This window comes from Streptococcus ferus DSM 20646 (genome assembly GCF_000372425.1).
In the GTDB taxonomy this organism is placed as follows: domain Bacteria; phylum Bacillota; class Bacilli; order Lactobacillales; family Streptococcaceae; genus Streptococcus; species Streptococcus ferus.
In genome coordinates this window covers 92973-112661 of sequence record NZ_AQVD01000006.1, presented here as the reverse complement: position 1 = coordinate 112661, position 19689 = coordinate 92973, and the positions used below count along the sequence as shown (strand labels likewise).

18 protein-coding genes are annotated in these 19689 nt (G+C 44.3%); 15 read left to right on the top strand and 3 right to left on the bottom strand.

The features are described from left to right. Window positions 1-47 precede the first annotated feature (47 nt). The 6 genes from nusG (at window position 48) to A3GY_RS0108580 (ending at window position 7989) form a co-directional block, all read left to right on the top strand. Window positions 48-587 carry a transcription termination/antitermination protein NusG gene (nusG, locus tag A3GY_RS0108610; protein ID WP_018031003.1) on the top strand — a complete coding sequence of 180 codons (540 nt, stop codon included), beginning with the start codon at window positions 48-50 and terminating at the stop codon, window positions 585-587. Window positions 588-728: 141 nt separating this feature from the next. Beyond that, on the top strand, window positions 729-2018 hold the full coding sequence (locus A3GY_RS0108605) for a DUF3114 domain-containing protein (RefSeq protein ID WP_018031002.1): 1290 nt from the start codon (window positions 729-731) through the stop codon (window positions 2016-2018). Continuing rightward, window positions 2015-2623, top strand: a complete 609-nt coding sequence (locus A3GY_RS0108600; RefSeq protein WP_018031001.1) for a hypothetical protein — start codon at window positions 2015-2017, stop codon at window positions 2621-2623. Before A3GY_RS0108605 ends, A3GY_RS0108600 begins: the two co-directional genes overlap by 4 nt. 89 nt (window positions 2624-2712) lie before the next feature. Next, the gene (leuS, locus tag A3GY_RS0108595; RefSeq protein WP_018031000.1) at window positions 2713-5214 is read left to right on the top strand and encodes a leucine--tRNA ligase; all 2502 of its coding nucleotides are present in this window, start codon (window positions 2713-2715) and stop codon (window positions 5212-5214) included. 244 nt (window positions 5215-5458) lie between these two features. Then, complete coding sequence (locus A3GY_RS0108585; protein ID WP_018030998.1) at window positions 5459-7063, top strand: glycoside hydrolase family 13 protein; 1605 nt, start codon at window positions 5459-5461, stop codon at window positions 7061-7063. A 131-nt stretch (window positions 7064-7194) separates the two neighbouring features. Next, entirely contained in the window at window positions 7195-7989 is a 795-nt protein-coding gene (locus A3GY_RS0108580) for a transporter substrate-binding domain-containing protein (protein ID WP_018030997.1), read from the top strand. 67 nt (window positions 7990-8056) lie between these two features. Here A3GY_RS0108580 and A3GY_RS0108575 read toward each other — a convergent pair whose 3' ends face one another. Continuing rightward, the gene (locus A3GY_RS0108575) at window positions 8057-8263 is read right to left on the bottom strand and encodes a hypothetical protein (protein WP_018030996.1); all 207 of its coding nucleotides are present in this window, start codon (window positions 8261-8263) and stop codon (window positions 8057-8059) included. Between the two features lie 311 nt (window positions 8264-8574). Between A3GY_RS0108575 and A3GY_RS0108565 the strand changes: the two genes are divergently transcribed. From A3GY_RS0108565 to A3GY_RS0108525, 9 genes are all read left to right on the top strand, one after another. Continuing rightward, complete coding sequence (locus A3GY_RS0108565; RefSeq protein WP_018030994.1) at window positions 8575-9402, top strand: amino acid ABC transporter substrate-binding protein; 828 nt, start codon at window positions 8575-8577, stop codon at window positions 9400-9402. A 141-nt stretch (window positions 9403-9543) separates the two neighbouring features. Beyond that, the gene (locus A3GY_RS0108560) at window positions 9544-10386 is read left to right on the top strand and encodes a MetQ/NlpA family ABC transporter substrate-binding protein (RefSeq protein ID WP_018030993.1); all 843 of its coding nucleotides are present in this window, start codon (window positions 9544-9546) and stop codon (window positions 10384-10386) included. A 61-nt stretch (window positions 10387-10447) separates the two neighbouring features. Beyond that, window positions 10448-11821, top strand: coding sequence for a M20/M25/M40 family metallo-hydrolase (locus A3GY_RS0108555; RefSeq protein ID WP_018030992.1), 1374 nt, complete (start codon window positions 10448-10450; stop codon window positions 11819-11821). After that, window positions 11814-12878: a methionine ABC transporter ATP-binding protein gene (locus A3GY_RS0108550; RefSeq protein WP_018030991.1), complete on the top strand. Its 1065-nt coding sequence runs from the start codon at window positions 11814-11816 to the stop codon at window positions 12876-12878. Before A3GY_RS0108555 ends, A3GY_RS0108550 begins: the two co-directional genes overlap by 8 nt. A gap of 1 nt (window position 12879) precedes the next feature. Continuing rightward, window positions 12880-13569, top strand: coding sequence for a methionine ABC transporter permease (locus tag A3GY_RS0108545; RefSeq protein ID WP_018030990.1), 690 nt, complete (start codon window positions 12880-12882; stop codon window positions 13567-13569). Window positions 13570-13618: 49 nt separating this feature from the next. Then, the gene (locus A3GY_RS0108540; protein WP_018030989.1) at window positions 13619-14464 is read left to right on the top strand and encodes an SAM hydrolase/SAM-dependent halogenase family protein; all 846 of its coding nucleotides are present in this window, start codon (window positions 13619-13621) and stop codon (window positions 14462-14464) included. An 18-nt stretch (window positions 14465-14482) separates the two neighbouring features. Further along, the gene (locus tag A3GY_RS0108535; RefSeq protein WP_018030988.1) at window positions 14483-15028 is read left to right on the top strand and encodes an ECF-type riboflavin transporter substrate-binding protein; all 546 of its coding nucleotides are present in this window, start codon (window positions 14483-14485) and stop codon (window positions 15026-15028) included. 26 nt (window positions 15029-15054) lie between these two features. Beyond that, window positions 15055-16731 (top strand): ABC transporter ATP-binding protein, encoded by a 1677-nt coding sequence (locus tag A3GY_RS0108530; RefSeq protein ID WP_018030987.1) that lies wholly within the window; start codon window positions 15055-15057, stop codon window positions 16729-16731. Further along, on the top strand, window positions 16724-17557 hold the full coding sequence (locus tag A3GY_RS0108525) for an energy-coupling factor transporter transmembrane component T family protein (RefSeq protein WP_018030986.1): 834 nt from the start codon (window positions 16724-16726) through the stop codon (window positions 17555-17557). The genes A3GY_RS0108530 and A3GY_RS0108525 overlap by 8 nt, the downstream gene beginning before the upstream one ends. A 30-nt stretch (window positions 17558-17587) precedes the next feature. On the opposite strand, the gene A3GY_RS0108520 is transcribed toward A3GY_RS0108525, so the two are convergent. Next, on the bottom strand, window positions 17588-18259 hold the full coding sequence (locus A3GY_RS0108520; protein ID WP_018030985.1) for a potassium channel family protein: 672 nt from the start codon (window positions 18257-18259) through the stop codon (window positions 17588-17590). Between the two features lie 17 nt (window positions 18260-18276). Beyond that, a complete protein-coding gene (locus A3GY_RS0108515; RefSeq protein WP_018030984.1) occupies window positions 18277-19656 on the bottom strand; it encodes a TrkH family potassium uptake protein in 1380 nt (459 codons plus the stop codon). Between the last annotated feature and the right edge of the window lie 33 nt (window positions 19657-19689).

Sequence of the window (19689 nt, the reverse complement as noted above, 5' to 3'; positions counted from 1 at the left end):
AAACACCAAAAGCCAGCAAGGCTTTTTTATTGAGGAAAGGAAAGCAGATGTTAGATAGTTTTGATAAAGGTTGGTTTGTTCTGCAGACGTACTCTGGTTATGAAAATAAGGTTAAGGAGAATCTTTTACAGAGAGCGCAGACTTATAATATGCTGGAGAATATCCTACGGGTAGAAATTCCGACTCAGACGGTTAACGTGGAAAAAAACGGCAAGTCAAAAGAGATTGAGGAAAATCGTTTCCCAGGTTATGTTTTGGTTGAAATGGTTATGACGGATGAGGCTTGGTTTGTTGTTCGTAATACGCCAAACGTGACTGGTTTTGTCGGCTCACATGGTAACCGCTCAAAACCGACCCCTCTTCTTGAAGAGGAAATCCGGGCTATTTTGTTGTCTATGGGTCAAACGGTTGATGTGATTGACACCAATATTAAACCGGGTGATGTGGTTAGAATTATTGACGGTGCTTTCATGGGGCAAGAAGGGCGTGTCATCGAAATTGAAAATAATAAGGTGAAGATTATGATCAATATGTTTGGCAGTGAAACAGCCGCTGAATTAGAATTGTATCAGATTGCTGAACTATAAGGCCTAAAAGATAGGGCTGGACAGAAAGTCATTTAGAGACTTTTGTTCAGCCCTTTTTAGCTCTTCGGATAGCGAATCTGTTTTTTATCTGTTTTTTGACAGACGACATTTTTGCCGACCTCTTTTTGTTATAATAAGATTATGAAAAAGCGCAAGGTTTTCCTTATCATTCTAGCTTGTCTGATAGCGGCAGGCGGTTTATTGTCAGATGGAACGGTGCAGCAGATGGTAGCGGCATCTAAGCGTCAAAAGGCGCTCACGTTTCCTAGAGATACGGCTGCTTATATCAGAACCTTCCCCCAGCAGCTGACAGCAAAGCAGCAAACAGACTTAAAACTGATACTGGAGAAGGGAAGAGAAGAACTGAGGCAGAAAGGGTGGAGCGACCAGGCGATTGTTCAGGTATTGTGGGAGAAGCCTGATAAAAAGGTAGCCTCAAGTCAGCTTGGCCAGCTCTTCACCAAGCGTCTGACTGACAGTCAGCTTTTTGGAAGCAAAGTATTCCAAGCTTTATGGGGGATTGATGCTAAAAAACTGAAGCCGACCAATGCCAAACGTCTGCTAAAAATGGCTGTTACAACGGTTGCTCTGCCGGATGACTTATCCGGCACCAAAGAAGAAACCCAACAGCTGCTTAGCCGTTTTTCTAAAGAACTTAGCCCAGATGATTCTTTTTGGTCAGATTTTTCCAAGGCTGTCCGAGTCGCCTATCCTAAACTCAGTTTTGCCAAAGGCGGGGTTCTGGAGCGCAAGCTTCACCAGTTTCGCTATGTTATATCTGCTCAGCAGGCTCAGTGGGTTCGGGACAATTACCGAAAACAAGGCATGTCGGATGCTCAGGCTCTGGCACATCACATGAGGGATTTGGATGAGGCAAATACACTGTTAGAAAAGATAGGCGTCAGCAATTCGGACTATTATTACGACTACCAGTTTGGGGAGTCATCACGCCTGCATAATAAACTGGCAATTGATAGCCGAAATATCAACCGTGTTCAAAAATATCTTCCCGATGGCAAAAGACGGGTAAATTTTAAAATCGTGATGCATTTTTACACGGAGTTTATTCTGGATAATGAAGGGCATTTTGTCAATGAATTAGATCCTGAAGGGACAAATGAAAATGGCGTTATTAACGGTGCCAGCTTTAACTATGCCAGTGAGAACAACCGACAGCATCGTTATCTGGACGTCTATCCGACAAAGACACATGACCCTCAATTTAGGCGGAATTCCATGAAAAAAAATGGTATCGCCTATAAGGCTCCCAATAAGGTTGGGCAGCCGTTCTCAAAGAAGCGCCGGAGCAGCTGGACCGATAGTTATTTCAATAGCAAAGGTGTTTATGCGTTCAAGGGACGCAGTATGTATCAGAGTGTCAAAGCCGAGATTGAGGCCTATAAGAAATTAGTTGAAGGGAGCCAGTCATGACATCGAAACGAAAAACAGGGTGCTTAGCCATTTTTGCAGTTGTCTTGTTCTTATTTGGCGGTGCTGCCTATTGGATTTTGTGTTTTTCCGAAGAAAAGCCCGTATCATCACTAACCATTGGCAAGACTTATGACGCTTACGACAGGTTCAAACTCCTAAAAGACAACCGCTGGGTGATGCTGATTGATGACAGTGACTACACACAGCAAGAACTGGAAGATGCCCAGATCGATAATTATCCTGAAGAAGTCTACCCTAGCAAAATCTTTATTGAAGGAAGTTATGTTCGAAAAGGCGACAGCTATTATTTTAAACGCCTAAGGTCGGTAACGGTTAAATTTGCGTCTGTAAAGGCTGTGGATAACAAGGTCATCTTTGAAAAAAAGATTACCAAAGAGGAAGATCCTAATTTTATGGAGGAGCCACTTTTGGTTAAGTCGAAAGGAAAGATGATTTATCGGGATATGTCGACTGCGACCAACGAAGAAGGAGCCATTGAAAAAATGACCGAAGACATTGAGGTTTTGGAAGCTGATGAAGCCATTCCTTCTTCTATCGAAGCTTTTCTGAAAGCCTATACTTATAAGCCTAAAAGTAAAAGATAGGTGGTTTCACCTATCTTTCTTTAGAATTTTTTCAGTCCTAAAGCTAAAAAATGGTATAATAAAAACGATATTATATTTTGGAGAATCTAATGGTTTACTATAATCACAAAGCAATTGAGAAAAAATGGCAGAGCTTTTGGGCGGATCATCACACCTTTAAAACAGGAACAGATGCCTCAAAACCTAAGTTTTATGCCCTGGATATGTTCCCTTATCCATCTGGTGCGGGTCTGCACGTAGGCCATCCAGAGGGCTATACTGCGACCGACATCCTCAGCCGTTACAAGCGGGCCAAGGGATACAATGTCCTTCATCCCATGGGCTGGGATGCCTTTGGTCTGCCAGCGGAGCAGTACGCCATGGATACAGGCAATGACCCGGCAGACTTTACAGCCCAAAATATTGCTACTTTCAAGCGTCAGATTAACGCCCTTGGCTTTTCTTACGACTGGGACCGTGAAATCAACACAACAGACCCCAACTACTACAAGTGGACCCAGTGGATTTTCACCAAGCTCTATGAAAAGGGCCTGGCCTATGAAGCTGAAGTGCCTGTTAACTGGGTAGAGGAACTGGGAACAGCCATTGCTAATGAAGAGGTCCTTCCTGATGGAACCTCAGAGCGTGGTGGTTATCCCGTTGTCCGCAAGCCTATGCGCCAATGGATGCTGAAAATCACAGCCTATGCCGAGCGCCTGCTCAATGATTTGGAAGAAGTCGACTGGCCAGAGTCTATCAAGGACATGCAACGCAACTGGATTGGTAAGTCAACCGGTGCCAATGTCACCTTCAAAATCAAGGACACCGACAAGGACTTTACCGTCTTCACCACTCGTCCAGACACCCTTTTTGGGGCGACCTACGCTGTCTTGGCCCCTGAGCATGACTTGGTTGACAGCATTACCTCGCCAGACCAGGCAGAAGCAGTGGCCGACTACAAGCGCCAAGCCTCTCTCAAATCTGACCTGGCCCGTACAGACCTTGCCAAAGACAAGACAGGTGTCTGGACAGGAGCCTACGCTATCAACCCTGTCAATGGTAAAGAAATTCCAATTTGGATTGCCGACTATGTCCTAGCCAGCTACGGAACAGGTGCCATCATGGCCGTTCCTGCCCATGATGAGCGTGACTGGGAATTTGCCAAACAGTTTGATTTGGAGATCATTCCCGTTCTGGAAGGTGGCAATGTAGCAGAGGCGGCCTTCACAGAAGACGGTCCCCATATCAACTCAGACTTCCTAGATGGTCTCAACAAGGAAGATGCCATTGCCAAGATGGTGAGCTGGCTGGAAGAAAAGGACTTGGGTGAGGAAAAAATTTCCTACCGCCTCCGCGACTGGCTTTTCAGCCGCCAGCGTTATTGGGGTGAGCCCATTCCAATCATCCATTGGGAAGACGGGACATCCACAGCTGTTCCAGAAAATGAATTACCTCTGGTCTTGCCAAAGACCTCTGACATCAAGCCTTCAGGCACTGGTGAGTCGCCACTTGCCAACCTGACGGACTGGCTAGAAGTGACCCGCGAAGATGGGGTCAAGGGGCGTCGTGAGACCAACACCATGCCGCAATGGGCAGGATCAAGCTGGTACTACCTGCGCTATATCGATCCACACAACGACGAGAAATTGGCTGACGAAGACCTGCTTAAACAATGGCTGCCAGTTGACATCTATGTCGGCGGTGCCGAACATGCCGTTCTTCACCTCCTCTATGCTCGTTTCTGGCACAAGTTCCTCTATGATATCGGTGTCGTTCCAACCAAGGAACCCTTCCAAAAACTCTTTAACCAAGGGATGATTTTGGGAACCAGCTACCGTGATGGCCGTGGGGCTTTGGTTGCGACCGATAAGGTGGAAAAACGGGCTGGCTCCTTCTTCCATGTCGAAACTGGCGAAGAACTGGAACAGGCGCCAGCCAAGATGTCCAAATCCCTGAAAAACGTGGTCAATCCAGATGATGTTATCGACCAGTACGGAGCTGATACCCTGCGGGTTTATGAGATGTTCATGGGGCCGCTGGATGCGTCTATCGCTTGGTCTGAAGAAGGTTTGGAAGGGGCTCGTAAATTCCTCGATCGGGTTTACCGTCTTCTGACCAGCAAGGAGCTAATAGCAGAGAACAGTGGCAATTTGGACAAGGTTTACCATGAAACCGTCAAGACGGTGAGCGAGCACATCGAAGGGCTCAAATTCAATACCGCCATCGCCCAACTCATGGTCTTTGTCAATGCTGCCAACAAGGAAGACCAGCTCTATGTCGAATACGCCAAGGGCTTCATCCAGCTGCTGGCACCATTTGCCCCGCACTTGGGTGAGGAACTCTGGCAGATGGTAACAGGCAGTCAAGAGTCCATCTCTCATGTGGCGTGGCCAAGCTATGACGAAAGCAAGCTGGTAGAGGACGAAGTGGAGATTGTCCTCCAGATTAAAGGAAAAGTACGTGCAAAACTGCTGGTTCCTAAAGATGCCAACAAAGAAGACTTAGAAGCCATGGCTCTGGCAAATGAGAAAATCCAAGCTGAAATTGCTGGCAAGGATCTTGTGAAGGTGATTGTGGTTCCAAACAAACTCGTCAATATCGTTACCAAGTAACGAGTGTCTCGTTTGTTTGTCTATTTCCCACCTTTCACAGTTTATTCCCAGACTGTGGAGGATAAATCTATGAAAAGACAGTCTATCAAATGCTTCAAGGCCTTTCTGGCCGTGGCCGAGAATTGTCCGGTAAAAATAGCCGAAAGCTCGCCTTCGGGCGGCTTTCTTTTCAATATTTATGCAAGCGATTGCGTATACGCATGCGTTGAATACTTGAAGAAAGAATGATAAAGGAGTTTATATCATGCAGAAAAAATGGTGGCATCAAGCAACAGTCTACCAAATCTACCCACGCAGCTTCATGGATGCTAATGGAGATGGCATTGGCGATCTAAAAGGAATCCTTTCAAAGCTGGACTACTTAGAGAAACTTGGTATTACCGCCATTTGGCTGTCGCCGGTTTACCAGAGCCCCATGGATGATAATGGCTATGATATTTCAGATTATGAAGCTATCGCTGAGATTTTTGGCGATATGTCAGATATGGAAGAGCTGCTAAGAGAAGCTAAAAATAGAGGAATTGCCGTTATTATGGACTTGGTGGTCAATCATACTTCCGATGAACATGCTTGGTTTGTAGAGGCTAAAAAAGACCCGCAGAGTCCTAAGCGTGACTATTATATCTGGCGAGAGGAGAAAAACGATTTAGCATCAATCTTTGGTGGGTCAGCTTGGGAATACGACGTCTCATCTGGACAGTATTACCTTCATTTTTTTGGCCAAAAGCAGCCCGATCTCAACTGGGAGAATCAGGAACTGCGTCAAAAAATTTATGAGATGATGACATTTTGGATTGACAAGGGTATCAGCGGTTTTCGGATGGATGTGATTGACATGATTGGTAAGCTCCCTGACCAAAAAATTGGCAGCAATGGACCTAAACTCCATGATTATCTCCAAGAAATGCATCAGGCTAGCCTCCTTGACAAAGATTTAATGACCGTAGGCGAAACATGGGGAGCCAGTCCTGAGATTGCCAAGCTTTATTCGAAACAAGAGCGTCAGGAATTATCCATGGTTTTTCAGTTTGAGCATATCGGTTTGCAGCATAAGGAAGGTCAAAGCAAATGGGATGTCGTCAGTCTAGATGTTCCAAAGCTTAAGCAGGTCCTATCCAAATGGCAGACAGAACTTGGACTTGAGGACGGCTGGAACTCACTGTTTTGGAATAACCATGACCTCCCTAGGGTTCTCTCTATTTGGGGAAATACAGGCCAGTACCGCGAACAGTCTGCCAAGGCATTTGCCATTTTGCTGCATTTAATGAGAGGGACGCCATATATCTACCAAGGGGAGGAATTGGGGATGACCAATTTTCCTTTTGAGCATTTTCATCAACTGAATGATTTAGAAGCACTAAACTATATCAGGGAAGCACAGGCGCAAGGGACGTCAGACCAGACCATCTTAGACAGCATTCGAATGGTCGGCCGTGATAACGCCAGAACCCCAATGCAGTGGGATAGCAGCAGCAATGCTGGTTTTAGTGTCGGTCAGCCTTGGCTGCCTGTCAACCCCAACTATCAAACCATCAATGCTCAGGCTGCTTTGGAGGATCCCAACTCGATCTTTTATACCTATCAAAAGCTTATTTCCTTGAGGAAAGACTGTGACTGGCTGATCGATGCCGACTATCAGCTCTTAGAAACAGCAGATGCCGTTTTTGCCTATCTGCGCCAGACAGCAGAGGAGAGTTATTTGATTGCCGTTAATCTCTCTGATACGCCGCAGCCTTTTTCAGCTGCTTTTGCCATCAAAGAAACAGTAATTGCTAATTGCACCACACCAAAAACCCTAAACAATATGGTTTTGGGGCCGTGGGATGCGTTTTGCCTTAAGGTGGATTAAACGTTCTCTTGCTATCATGAGCTGGTAAAAGCCTTTTACTGATAAGATTTTCCTATGACGATGATAGAAAAAAGCTATTATCCAAAGTCTTTGAAAGATGATAAGATAGATCTAATCAGTAGGAGGTTGGTATGAAAAAAGTTATGGTTTTAGGGTTAACAACCCTATCATTGGTTGTTTTTCCACATGTTGTGGCAGCTCAGGAAAAGGAGACTGTCGTGGCGACAGCAGGCGACATCAAGCCCTTTTCTTATGAAAACGGTGGCAAATTAACCGGCTATGATATTGAAGTGCTCAAGGCTGCCGATAAGTATATGACAAATTACCGTTTTTCCTTTAAGAAAACAGCTTGGGAGAGCATTTTTGTCGGACTAGACAGCGGTCACTACCAGGTAGCAGCCAATAACCTCAGTTATACCGAGGCGCGTGCGACAAAATACCGTTACTCTCTTCCCATAGCAGCTAACCCGCTAGTGCTGGTTGTTCCAGAAGGATCTGACATCAAATCGCTCGATAACATCGGTGGTCGAACCACTCAGGATGATACAGGAACATCGACGGCTAAGCTGGTGGAGGACTGGAATAAAGAACACAGTAGTAAACCGTCGAAAATCACCTATTCCGGTGAAGATGTCTCCAAACGTCTCCTTGATTTGGAGAATGGGGAATTTGATTATTTGATTTTTGATAAAATTTCCGTTGAGACTATTATCAAGCAAAAAAATCTTGACTTAAAGGTACTGAAACTCGATCTCTCTGCCAATCCGAATAATTACATTATCTTTTCTTCTGACAGCGGAAAATTGCAAAAAGAATTTGATAAAGCCCTAAAAAAACTCTATCAGACTGGCCGTTTGAAGAAACTCAGTCAGAAATATCTAGGTGGCAGTTATCTCCCCAGTAAAAAGGAGTTAGGGCTTAACTAAAGCAGTACGTCTATTAAAACAAAAGCCCCTTTTTCTGCTTAAGCAAAAAGGGGCTTGTTCATTATTTTTACTTGTCATCGGAAGACTTGTCGTCTTGAAGCCAGTCATGGTACTTTTCAACCAGGTTGACTGCCATCTGTGAGACGAAGGCAAAAGAGAAAGCATCTGACCCTTCCAGCTCCGTTTCAGAAAGTTCGATTTTCGTTTCATCGTAAATCTGCCTAAGACTGTCTTCGGATAAGGTTTGTTTGAAGGCTTCAAATTCTTTGTTCATACGCGGACCTCTTCTCGTTTATCTTACTTTTATTATAATCCATTAATCTCCAAAAAGCTATTCCAAAGAGGCTTTCCTTTTGAGGACTTTTTGCCAAATTCAGTCCTAAGACCGATGCCTCACTCCCAAAGAAGAGGTATACTATAACCATTCCTAAAACTTTTCTTTTTCAATAAAACCAGCTGGCAGTTCCAACTGCCAGCTGGTTTTTTGTTCTGATAGAAATTGCCTATCACTTGATAGGAATAATCTAATAGGCAAGGTCTGAAATTAGTGATAAGATAGTAACATCACATCCTTGGAGGACGATTATGAAATTGAAAACAATAGTCAAAGTGGGGAGCTTAGCGCTTTTATCAGCTTTGGCAGTGACAGCAGTCACTTCTAAAAACGAAGCTAGTGCGGCTTCTAAAAAAGAAACAGTTACGCTGGCGACCGTTGGAACGACCAAACCCTTTTCTTATGAAAAAGATGGCAAATTGACCGGCTATGACATTGAAGTAGCACGTGCGGTCTTTAAAGGCTCTAGCAAGTACAAGCTGAAAATTCAAAAAACCAGCTGGACCAGTGTTTTTTCAGGTCTGGACAGTGACAAGTTCCAGATTGGGGCTAATAATATCAGTTACAGTGAAGAGCGCGCAGCTAAGTACCTCTACTCTAACCCAACAGCAACCAATCCTCTGGTTTTAGCTGTGAATAAGGATTCAAAGATTAAATCTTTTGATGATATCGCTGGTAAATCAACTCAAGTGGTTCAGGGAACTTCAACGGCTAAGCTGCTGGAAGACTACAACAAAGAACATCCGGATGCTAAAACAGAAATCAATTACACCAGTGAAGAAATTGGTCCAATGCTACTTAATGTTGATAACGGGAAGTATGACTACAAGATTTTCGAAACGCAGACGATTAAGACCATCGTTAAAGAGCAAGGTTTGGACAATATCAAGATTCGCGAGCTCGACCTGGACAGCAATGACAAACCTTACGTCTACTTTGTTTTTGCCCAAGATCAAAAAGACTTGCAGACCTTTGTTAATAAGCGCATAAAAACACTTTATGATAACGGTACATTGGAAAAACTGTCTAAGAAGTTCTTAGATGGCAGCTATCTTCCTGACAAGGCAGATATCAAATAAAAAAATCAGGCTTGCCTGATTTTTTTAGAAGTTGGTGTTATAGTTATAAACTATAACGACGTCTGTGTAATAACAATTTGAAAAGACAAACTTCTTATGAGAGAATAATAGCATTGAAAAAAGAAAGTAGGACTTAAATAAATGAAATTGAAAAAATGGTTAGGTTTGGGTGTCTTGGCACTCGCAGCGGGTGTTTTCTTGACAGCCTGTGGTCAAAATGATTCAAAGAATACCCTGACAGTTGGTGTGATGACTATGACCGATTCCGATGAGAAGCGTTGGGATAAGATTCAGGAACTTCTTGAGAAAGATAATATCAAACTGAAATTTAAGCAGTTTACCGATTATTCTCAGCCGAATAAAGCTCTGAAGAACGGTGATATTGATATTAACGCTTTCCAGCATTATAATTTCCTGAATAACTGGAATAAAGAAAACAAAGCCGATTTGGTAACGATTGCTGAAACTTATATCAGTCCCATCCATCTTTTCTCAGGTACCGAGGCTGGTAAGGCTAAATACACAAAGGTTTCTCAATTACCTGAAGGTGCACAAATTGCGGTTCCAAATGATGCGACAAACGAAAGCCGTGCCCTCTTTGTCCTTCAGGCAGCTGGCTTAATTAAACTGAATGTTTCTGGTGATGCTCTGGCGACCAAGGCTAATATCACATCAAATCCGAAAAATCTGGATATTAAAGAAGTTGATGCCAGTCAGACAGCGCGTGCGCTTTCTTCAGCAGATGCTGCAATTGTTAATAACAGCTATGCTGTACCAGCTAAAATTGACTACAAAACCTCTCTTTACGAAGAGAAGGTTGATGACAGTTCTAAACAATGGATTAACGTCATTGCAGGTCAAAAGGACTGGAAAAAATCAGATAAGGCCGCAGCGATTAAGAAGTTGGTAAAAGCCTACCACACCGATGCGGTTAAAAAAGTGATTAAAGAAACATCAGACGATATTGATCAACCCGTTTGGTAAACAATAAAACAAGACGAGGGCGTGTGTCAGCACGCCGTTTTGTCTTTTAGGAGAGGAAGTCATGGCGTTTTTAAGCGAAAAGGAACTGATTAAAGCCTTTAGAGATGACGAGATTGCTCAGCATTATTTTGAGGTTTTGCGCCATCTCATTTCAAAAAAATCGATTTTTGCTCAACAGGTGGGGCTCCAAGAGGTTGCAGCCTATTTAGGAGAGACCTTTGCAAATGCTGGAGCGGAAGTGACCATTGATGAGACCTATGAGGCCCCTTTTGTCATCGCTAAGTTTAAGAGTCCCAAACCAGATGCCAAGACGATTATCTTTTACAATCATTATGATACCGTACCAGCAGATGATGATCAGGTCTGGACCAATGATCCTTTTACATTGACGGTTCGAAAAGGCTATATGTATGGCCGGGGTGTTGATGATGATAAGGGGCACATTACTGCCCGCCTGACAGCTGTTCGCAAATACCTGCGCCAGATTGGTGACTTACCTGTCAATATTACCTTTATCATGGAAGGGGCAGAAGAGTCAGCCTCTACTGATTTGGAGAAATACTTGGCTAAATACAGAGACCGTTTGCTGCCTGCAGACTTGCTGATTTGGGAGCAGGGCACAAAGAATATTCTGGGACAGCTGGAAGTTACGGGAGGTAATAAGGGAATTATCACTTTTGACCTGTCTGTGTCCAGTGCAGAAGTAGATATTCACTCCAAATTTGGTGCCGTCATCGAATCGGCATCATGGTATCTGCTAAATGCGATATCAAGTATGAGAGCCGCAGACGGTCGTATCCTCATTGATGGTATCTATGACCAGGTCATTCAGCCAAATGAACGTGAACTGGAGCTGGTTGATAAATATGCTCTGGAAAATAGTGACAGTTTGCGAAGATTATACGACCTCAGACTGCCTAGCCTCAAGAAGGACAGGAAAGCCTTCCTCAGAACCTATTTCTTTGAACCAGCTCTTTCTATTGAGGGACTTTCCTCAGGTTATCAGGGGCAGGGGGTCAAAACGATTCTGCCTGCGACAGCCAAGGCTAAAATGGAGATGCGGCTTGTGCCGGGTCTGAGTCCTCGGTATGTCTTTGAAAAAATCAACAGTCATCTGCGACGTCATGGTTTTGAAAAAGTCAAGGTGACTTATACCTTAGGGGAGGAATCTTATCGCAGCGATATGAGTCATCCGGCTATTCTGAACGTGATTCAGTTAGCGGAGCGGTTCTACCGTCCAGGTGTTTCCGTGCTTCCGACGGCAGCTGGTACTGGCCCTATGCACATGGTTTATGAGGCCTTAAAAGTCCCTATGCTGGCCTTTGGTTTGGGTAACCCTAACAGCCGTGATCATGGTGGGGATGAAAATGTCAGCCTAGCTGACTACTATACCCATATTGAGTTAATTAAGGAGTTAATAAAAACGTATGAGTAAAGCGATTATCGAATTAAATCATATTGATATCACCTTCCATCAGAAAAATCGTGTCATTGAAGCGGTCAAGGATGTCACTCTCCATATTCAGCAGGGGGATATTTACGGCATCGTCGGTTATTCGGGCGCCGGAAAATCAACTCTGGTCCGTGTCATCAATCTGCTTCAGACCCCAACAGATGGCCGTGTTTTAGTGGATGGGGATACGACCTTTGCTGATCGCAAGGTTCAGCTGACCAGTGAGGAATTGCGTCAGAAACGTCGTCAAATTGGCATGATTTTCCAGCACTTCAATCTGATGGCCCAAAAAACAGCTCGTGAAAACGTGGCCTTTGCCTTGCGCCATTCGGGTCTCTCTAAGGAAGACAAAGAGAAAAAAGTAACTGAACTCTTAGAGCTGGTTGGTCTGTCAGACCGTGCGGAAAATTACCCTGCTCAGCTGTCAGGGGGACAGAAACAGCGGGTGGCGATTGCGCGTGCTCTGGCCAATGACCCCAAAATTTTAATTTCAGATGAAGCAACTTCAGCCCTTGATCCAAAGACAACCAAGCAAATTTTAGCGCTTTTGCAAGAGCTAAACCAGAAGCTAGGTCTGACCATTGTCATGATTACCCATGAGATGCAGATTGTCAAGGATATTTGTAATCGGGTGGCTGTTATGCAAGATGGCCGTTTGATTGAGGAAGGTTCGATTTTGGATATTTTCTCCAACCCTGTTCAGCCTCTGACGCAGGACTTCATTACAACGGCGACGGGAATTGATGAAGCCCTATCTAAGATTGAAGAGCAAGATCTGGTGAAAAACCTGCCGGCCAGCAGCCTTCTGGTTCAGCTTAAATATGCAGGTTCATCAACTGATGAACCCATTCTTAACCAGATTTACAGCCGCCATCAGGTGACAACCAATATTCTATATGGCAATATTGAAATTTTGGAAGAAACCCCAGTTGGTGAGATGATTGTTGTCCTTGACGGAAACCGCCAAGGACTTGAGGCGGCTTTACAGGAACTGAAAGCCTCTAACCTGCAAGTAAAAATACTAAAGGAGGGCGTATAAGATGGATGTGATTAAAGAATACCTTCCTAATGTCTATGAATTAGGACTTTTTGGAGATACTGGCTGGCTGACAGCTTTGGGGAGCACCCTTTATATGACCATTGTGCCTTTCCTTATTGGCGGAGCCGTTGGTCTGATCTTTGGTCTGCTTTTGGTGCTTATGGGACCAGGCGGTGTTATTGAAAATAAACCAGTTGCTTGGGTAATTGACAAGGTGACATCGACGTTCAGAGCCATTCCTTTTGTTATTTTAATCGCTGTTCTAGCGCCGCTAACTTATCTTATCCTTCAGGACAATTTGGGGGCGACAGCCGCTCTAGTTCCTCTCTCATTTGCGACCTTTCCTTTTTTTGCTCGTCAGGTTCAAGTGGTCTTTTCCGAATTGGATCGCGGAGTGATTGAGGCGGCTCAGGCTTCAGGCGCAACTTTTTGGGATATTGTCAAAGTCTATCTTGGTGAAGGTCTGCCGGATCTTATTCGCGTATCAACGGTGACCTTGATTTCCCTTGTTGGTGAGACGGCCATGGCTGGGGCTATCGGTGCCGGCGGTCTGGGGAATATAGCTATTTCTTATGGTTATAACCGTTTCAACAATGATGTGACTTGGGTGGCTACTTTTATCATTCTTCTTTTGATTTTTACTATTCAGTTTGCCGGAGATGCTCTGACCCGTAGAATCAGTCATAAGTAAAAAGGATGCTTTTAAGCATCTCAATCAACAGAAAGGTTATTTGCTTTAAATGAGTCATAATTTACTCGTCTTACAGTCAGATTTTGGTCTGGTGGATGGTGCGGTTTCAGCGATGATTGGGGTCGCCCTTCAGGAAGAGCCCACCTTAGTTATTCATCATCTGACACACGATATCACTCCTTACAACATTTTTGAGGGTTCCTACCGTCTTTTTCAGACGGTAGAATATTGGCCCGAAGGCACAACCTTTGTTTCAGTGGTTGATCCTGGGGTAGGTTCTTCCCGCAAGAGCGTTGTTGCTCTAACCCAAAAAAATCAGTATATTGTCACACCAGATAATGGAACACTGTCTTATATCAAAAAGCATGTCGGTATTAAGGCTGTTCGGGAGATTTCGGAGGTTAAAAATCGTCGAGACAATACCGAGCTGTCTTATACCTTCCACGGCCGTGATGTTTATGCATTTACAGGAGCTAAACTGGCTAGTGGGCATATTAGTTTTGAAGATGTCGGGCCGGAATTGTCAGTTGATGCAATTGTTGAGTTGCCAGTAGTGGAGACAGTCCTTGAGGACAATTTAGTTCGCGGAGCGGTAGATATCTTAGATGTCCGCTTTGGTTCCCTCTGGACCTCCATTACCCGAGAAGAGTTTTATTCGCTGGAACCTCAGTTCGGTGATCGTTATGAGGTGACTATCTTCAACAATGATATGCTGGTTTACCAGAATCAGGTGACTTACGGCAAGTCTTTTGCGGATGTCCGCATTGGCCAGCCGCTCATCTATATCAACTCACTTTATCGCGTTGGTCTAGCCATCAATCAGGGCTCCTTTGCCAAAGCCTATAATGTCGGTGTCGGACCACAATGGCATCTTGAAATCAAAAAAATAAACTAAGAGGAGAAAGAGAACATCATGAAAAATAATACGATTAGATCGGTTGTTGCAACAGGTATCGGAGCTGCCCTTTTTGTCATTATTGGCATGTTTATCAGTATTCCGCTGTTTTCAAATACGAGCATTCAGCTGCAATATGCTGTCCAAGCCCTTTTTGCAGTCCTTTTTGGACCAGGTGTCGGGTTTTTTGTTGGTTTTATCGGACATGCGTTAAAAGATTTTATTCAATTTGGATCGCCATGGTGGTCTTGGGTTGTTTCAAGCGGTCTTGTCGGACTTTTTATCGGATTGGCCAGCAAGCGATTTAAGGTCGACAAAGGTCTTTTTGCCACTAAGGATGTGGTTACCTTTAATATTGTTCAGATCTTGGCTAATCTTTTGGCCTGGGGAGTCATCTCGCCGCTTGGTGATATCCTGATTTATAGTGAGCCAGCCAATAAGGTCTTTATTCAAGGCCTCATTGCAACCTTGGCTAACGCTATTACGATTGGAATTGGGGGGACTCTCTTAATTCTGATTTATGCTAAAACACGCACTCAGTCCAACAGTCTTTCCAAAGACTAAGAGATTTCAGAAACTAGAGAAAAACGATGACCTCCTTTATTGAATTACAGGATTTTTCTTTCAAATACGATGCCCAGGCTGAACCCACACTCAAACAGATCAACTTGCAGATTGATAGGGGACAAAAAGTTTTAATCATTGGGCCATCAGGCTCAGGTAAATCGACCTTGGCACATTGTCTGAATGGTCTGATTCCAAACACCTATCCCGGCCAGCAGACAGGAACTCTCACAATAGGCGGGAAAGAGTCCTTTAACCGATCGATCTATGAGAAATCAAACTTAGTGTCAACGGTTCTTCAGGATCCGGATGGCCAATTCATTGGCTTGACGGTTGCAGAAGATGTTGCTTTTGCTTTAGAGAATGACTGTCTGGAGCAGGCTGAAATGTCTGAAAAAGTCAAAGACTGGGCTCAGCGTTTGGCGCTTAGCAGCTTTTTGAAGCACCGACCTCAAGATTTGTCTGGCGGTCAGAAACAGCGCGTTAGTTTGGCAGGGGTCTTGATTGATGAAAGTCCGATTTTACTCTTTGATGAGCCGTTGGCTAATCTGGATCCGAAGTCAGGTCAGGAAACGGTCGATTTGATTGATAAGATTCATCAGGAAGAAGGAACGACCACGATTATTGTAGAGCATCGTTTAGAAGATGTTCTTTATCGGTCGGTAGACAAGATTATTCTTATTAATGACGGGCATCTTCTTTTTGATGGCAGTCCAGATGAGCTATTGAAAACCAAGTTGCTGGCTGAAAATGGTATCCGTGAACCTCTCTACCTCACTGTTTTACGACAGCTAGGCTTTGATCTGGAAAAGGCGCAAAACTTAGCTGATTTGTCGCGGCTGAATCTCTCAGAGGTAAACTTTCAAGCTCAGTATCAAAAGTCTCAGACAAGAAAAGATGCCCCGATCTTGGAAGTCTCGAATCTCCATTTTGGTTACCAGGAGCATGCGCCTATTCTTAGAGATCTTTCCCTATCCATTCATCGGGGAGAGCGTATCGCCATCGTTGGAAAGAATGGGGCTGGGAAGTCTACGCTGGCAAAATGCCTCTGTCAATTTCTGGAGCATAGCGGTCAGCTTCATTATTTAGGAAAAGATATTAGTCAGGACTCCATCAAAGAGCGTTCAGAGCGCATAGGCTATGTGCTGCAGAATCCTAACCAGATGATCAGTCAGCCTATGATTTTTGATGAAGTTGCGTTGGGGCTGCGGCTTCGCGGTGTCTCAGAAGAGGAGATTGGCAGGCGAGTAGAGGCTGTTCTTAAAACCTGCGGGCTTTTTGAGTTTCGGAAATGGCCGATCTCAGCCCTTTCCTTCGGACAGAAAAAAAGGGTAACAATTGCTTCTATTTTAGTCTTGAATCCGGGTATCATCCTGCTTGATGAACCAACAGCAGGTCAGGACAAGAAACATTATACGGAGATTATGAGTTTTCTTGATGAGCTTAATCAGCAGGGGCACACGATTGTCATGATTACACATGATATGCAGCTCATGTTGGAGTATTCGGATCGAGCTCTTGTCATTGATCAGGGACAGGTCATAGCTGATCTGCCACCGATTGAATTATTTAGCCAAACAGCTATTTTAAAGCAGGCAAATTTGAAGCAGACCAGTCTTTTTGAACTGGCTGAAAAGTTAGCTGTTGATCCCAAGGCCCTAACAGATTATTATATTCAGATTGGAGGGCTTCTTCATGGCTAAAGGTTTTATTGGTTTTCAGGATGGACAAGGTTTCCTTTATAGTCTGTCTGGAGCTAGCAAGTTGATTTTCTTTCTGCTGGTTTCTATTGCCTGCATGACCACTTACGATACGCGTCTGATTGCTGCGGTGGGGCTTTTTTCGCTCTTCTTATTTAAACAAGCAGGTATTCACTTCCGACAAGTCTTTTTTGCACTGACTTTTGTTGCTGTATTTGCACTTTTAAATTTAATCGTGGTTTACCTGTTTGCTCCTGGTTATGGGGAACAGATTTATGGTCATAAGACCATTTTGCTAGATGGAGTGGGGCCTTTTTATGTAACCAGTCAGGAGTTGTTTTACCTCTTGAATTTACTCTTAAAATATTTCTGTACAGTTCCTCTGGCCCTTCTCTTTTTAATGACGACCAATCCCAGTCAGTTTGCGTCCAGCCTTAACCAAATCGGCCTGTCTTATCGGGTGGCCTATGCTGTAAGTTTGACCCTGCGTTATATTCCTGATGTGCAGGAAGAATTTGTGATGATTAGGACGTCCCAAGAGGCACGTGGGTTGGAGCTGTCTGCCAAAGCCAATCTTTTTCAGCGGATTAAGGGAAACCTTCAAATCATTGTCCCTTTAATTTTTAGTTCTTTGGAGCGGATTGATGTGGTTTCAACAGCGATGGAGCTTCGCCGTTTCGGAAAAAACAAGAAGCGAACCTGGTATAGCAGACAAGACTTCAAGGTCTCAGATTACGTGGTTATCAGTTTAGCAGTTGCGATTTTTTTGCTCAGTTTGATGTTATTAGTTCTTAACGAGGGGCGTTTCTATAATCCTTGGCAATCTTAAAAGCCGTTCTGAAACAAGAACGGCTTTTACCTATCTAAAATAACCCAAATAATCAAATTTTTCAAAGGTTTGAGAGCTTGAGACAGCTACCAAGATGCTGTCTTCTATTAAAGGTGCTTCAATAGGGATATTGGTGGTCAGAGGTTCTCCTTTGGAGGACCGAATACCAATAAGATTGAGGTCAAATTTGGAGCGGATATCCAAATCTTTGATGGATCTACCTACCCAGGCCTTAGGAACCTTGAATTCGATAACAGAGATATCCCCTTCCAGATAATAGATATCACCGATGGATTGGCGAAGCAGGCTTGAAGCCAAGTTCTTACCGGATTCACGTTCGGGAGAGATGACGTGATCGGCTCCGACAGCGTAAAGGACTTCTTCGAAGGTACTGCTGCGTGCCTTGGTTACAATGTGGGGGATTTTTAATTTTTTACAGTTGCGGACAGCCAGAACGGAACTTTCAAGGTTGTTCCCTGTTGCAATGACAACGGCATCACACTGGTCGATCCCCGCCTTTTCAAGAAGTTCTAAGTCGGTAATATCACCGATAACAGCTTTACTGACAAGGTCAGCAATCTCGGTAACATTGTCTTCTTTGCTGTCAATAACGATAACCTCTTGACCAAACTGGCTCAACTCTTCGGCGACGGTTTGGCCGAAGATTCCCAGTCCTAACACACCAATTATTTTTGTTTTCATGATTTAATGCTCCTTTCTTAGGCAATTGTTAAATCAGTTTCGGCATAGCGAATGTTTTTTTCCGGTTTGTTCAGTAAACTCAATAAAACAGTGATGGGGCCGACCCGGCCAAAGAACATGAGGGCCATGATAATGAAACGGCCTGCAGTGGAAAGGTTGGGCGTCACATCCATCGAAACCCCCACCGTTGCCAGAGCGCTGATGGCTTCAAAAAGCAAGGAGAAGCTGTCAAGTTTGGGTTCGGTGATCAGAAGCAGGAAATAACCAGACAGCAAGGCCAAGAAAAAGAAAATTAAGATCGTCAGTGTCTGTCTGATAAGGGCTTGTGGAATTGATCGGTTTCTAAAAACGACCTGTTTTTGTCCCTTTAGTTCGGACTTAAAGAGCAGAAAAATCAGGGCTGCTACGGTCACCTTGATACCACCAGCGGTTCCTCCGGGAGCACCACCGATAATCATTTGCAGCATATAAAGAAGATTGGTACTCTTGTTGGCGGCTTGATAATCAATCGTAGCAAAGCCTGCGGTTCGCATGGTAACAGACTGGAAGAAGCTCACCATACCTTGCTGAAAAGGATTCAGACGAGCTAAGGTGCCAGGATTGTTCAGCTCCAGCAGCCAGCCGGAGACTGTCCCCAGAAGCAGAATAGTCGCAGTTGTGTAAAGCACCAACCGTGTGTGAATGCTCAACGGTTGGAAGGCCAGTTTAAAATGGCGAGGCTTTTCAAGCCAATAAGCTTTGAAGCGTCGGACAAGATCTAGCCAGTTGGCAAAGCCCAGACCGCCTGCAATGATAAGAAAGGCAACCGTGATATTGACGATAGGATTGGTAGCATAAGCGGTTAGACTCGTGGTACTGAAATTGTCAAAACCAGCATTACAAAAGGCCGATACCGCTAGAAAAAGACTGTTAAAAATACCGTGTCCCCAGCCAAAGCGAGGGATAAAATCAATCATGAGGATTAAGGCTGCCACTCCCTCTAGACAGAAAGTTAGCTTATAAATGAAAAAAAGATAGGGGCGCAAGCCGCTGCTATTGCTCCTGCTTAAGGCTGACTGAAGCAGGGACTGGTCAGACAAGGTCATTTTTTGTTTGAGGCTGTAGTAACTGAGTGAAACCAAGGTTACCAAGCCCAGTCCTCCAATCTGCATGAGCAGCATGGCCGTCAGCTGCCCCAAACCATTGTAGGCCTGACTGACAGGAACAACCGATAAGCCTGTTACACAAACCATCGAAACAGTATTAAAAAGATGGTCCAAATAAGTGGTAGCAGGAGCATTGCTATTGTGCATCAAGGGCAGAGAAAGGAGGAGGCTTCCGATTAAGATAACCAGCAAAAAGCTGGCGCTCAGCTGCTGGGTGACGGTTAGTTTACGTCTTGAAATGCTTTCGATCATATTTATCTCCTGAAATCAACTAGCCTTATCATA

What these genes read in the sequence shown, in the direction of transcription:
- A3GY_RS0108545 (WP_018030990.1), top strand. Translation starts at nt 12,880, where the DNA reads ATGGATGTGATTAAAGAATACCTTCCTAATGTCTATGAATTAGGACTT.
- A3GY_RS0108600 (WP_018031001.1), top strand. Translation starts at nt 2,015, where the DNA reads ATGACATCGAAACGAAAAACAGGGTGCTTAGCCATTTTTGCAGTTGTC.
- A3GY_RS0108540 (WP_018030989.1), top strand. Translation starts at nt 13,619, where the DNA reads ATGAGTCATAATTTACTCGTCTTACAGTCAGATTTTGGTCTGGTGGAT.
- A3GY_RS0108550 (WP_018030991.1), top strand. Translation starts at nt 11,814, where the DNA reads ATGAGTAAAGCGATTATCGAATTAAATCATATTGATATCACCTTCCAT.
- A3GY_RS0108525 (WP_018030986.1), top strand. Translation starts at nt 16,724, where the DNA reads ATGGCTAAAGGTTTTATTGGTTTTCAGGATGGACAAGGTTTCCTTTAT.
- A3GY_RS0108565 (WP_018030994.1), top strand. Translation starts at nt 8,575, where the DNA reads ATGAAATTGAAAACAATAGTCAAAGTGGGGAGCTTAGCGCTTTTATCA.
- A3GY_RS0108580 (WP_018030997.1), top strand. Translation starts at nt 7,195, where the DNA reads ATGAAAAAAGTTATGGTTTTAGGGTTAACAACCCTATCATTGGTTGTT.
- leuS (WP_018031000.1), top strand. Translation starts at nt 2,713, where the DNA reads ATGGTTTACTATAATCACAAAGCAATTGAGAAAAAATGGCAGAGCTTT.
- A3GY_RS0108555 (WP_018030992.1), top strand. Translation starts at nt 10,448, where the DNA reads ATGGCGTTTTTAAGCGAAAAGGAACTGATTAAAGCCTTTAGAGATGAC.
- A3GY_RS0108530 (WP_018030987.1), top strand. Translation starts at nt 15,055, where the DNA reads ATGACCTCCTTTATTGAATTACAGGATTTTTCTTTCAAATACGATGCC.
- A3GY_RS0108560 (WP_018030993.1), top strand. Translation starts at nt 9,544, where the DNA reads ATGAAATTGAAAAAATGGTTAGGTTTGGGTGTCTTGGCACTCGCAGCG.
- A3GY_RS0108575 (WP_018030996.1), bottom strand. Translation starts at nt 8,263, where the DNA reads ATGAACAAAGAATTTGAAGCCTTCAAACAAACCTTATCCGAAGACAGT.
- A3GY_RS0108605 (WP_018031002.1), top strand. Translation starts at nt 729, where the DNA reads ATGAAAAAGCGCAAGGTTTTCCTTATCATTCTAGCTTGTCTGATAGCG.
- A3GY_RS0108535 (WP_018030988.1), top strand. Translation starts at nt 14,483, where the DNA reads ATGAAAAATAATACGATTAGATCGGTTGTTGCAACAGGTATCGGAGCT.
- A3GY_RS0108515 (WP_018030984.1), bottom strand. Translation starts at nt 19,656, where the DNA reads ATGATCGAAAGCATTTCAAGACGTAAACTAACCGTCACCCAGCAGCTG.
- nusG (WP_018031003.1), top strand. Translation starts at nt 48, where the DNA reads ATGTTAGATAGTTTTGATAAAGGTTGGTTTGTTCTGCAGACGTACTCT.
- A3GY_RS0108585 (WP_018030998.1), top strand. Translation starts at nt 5,459, where the DNA reads ATGCAGAAAAAATGGTGGCATCAAGCAACAGTCTACCAAATCTACCCA.
- A3GY_RS0108520 (WP_018030985.1), bottom strand. Translation starts at nt 18,259, where the DNA reads ATGAAAACAAAAATAATTGGTGTGTTAGGACTGGGAATCTTCGGCCAA.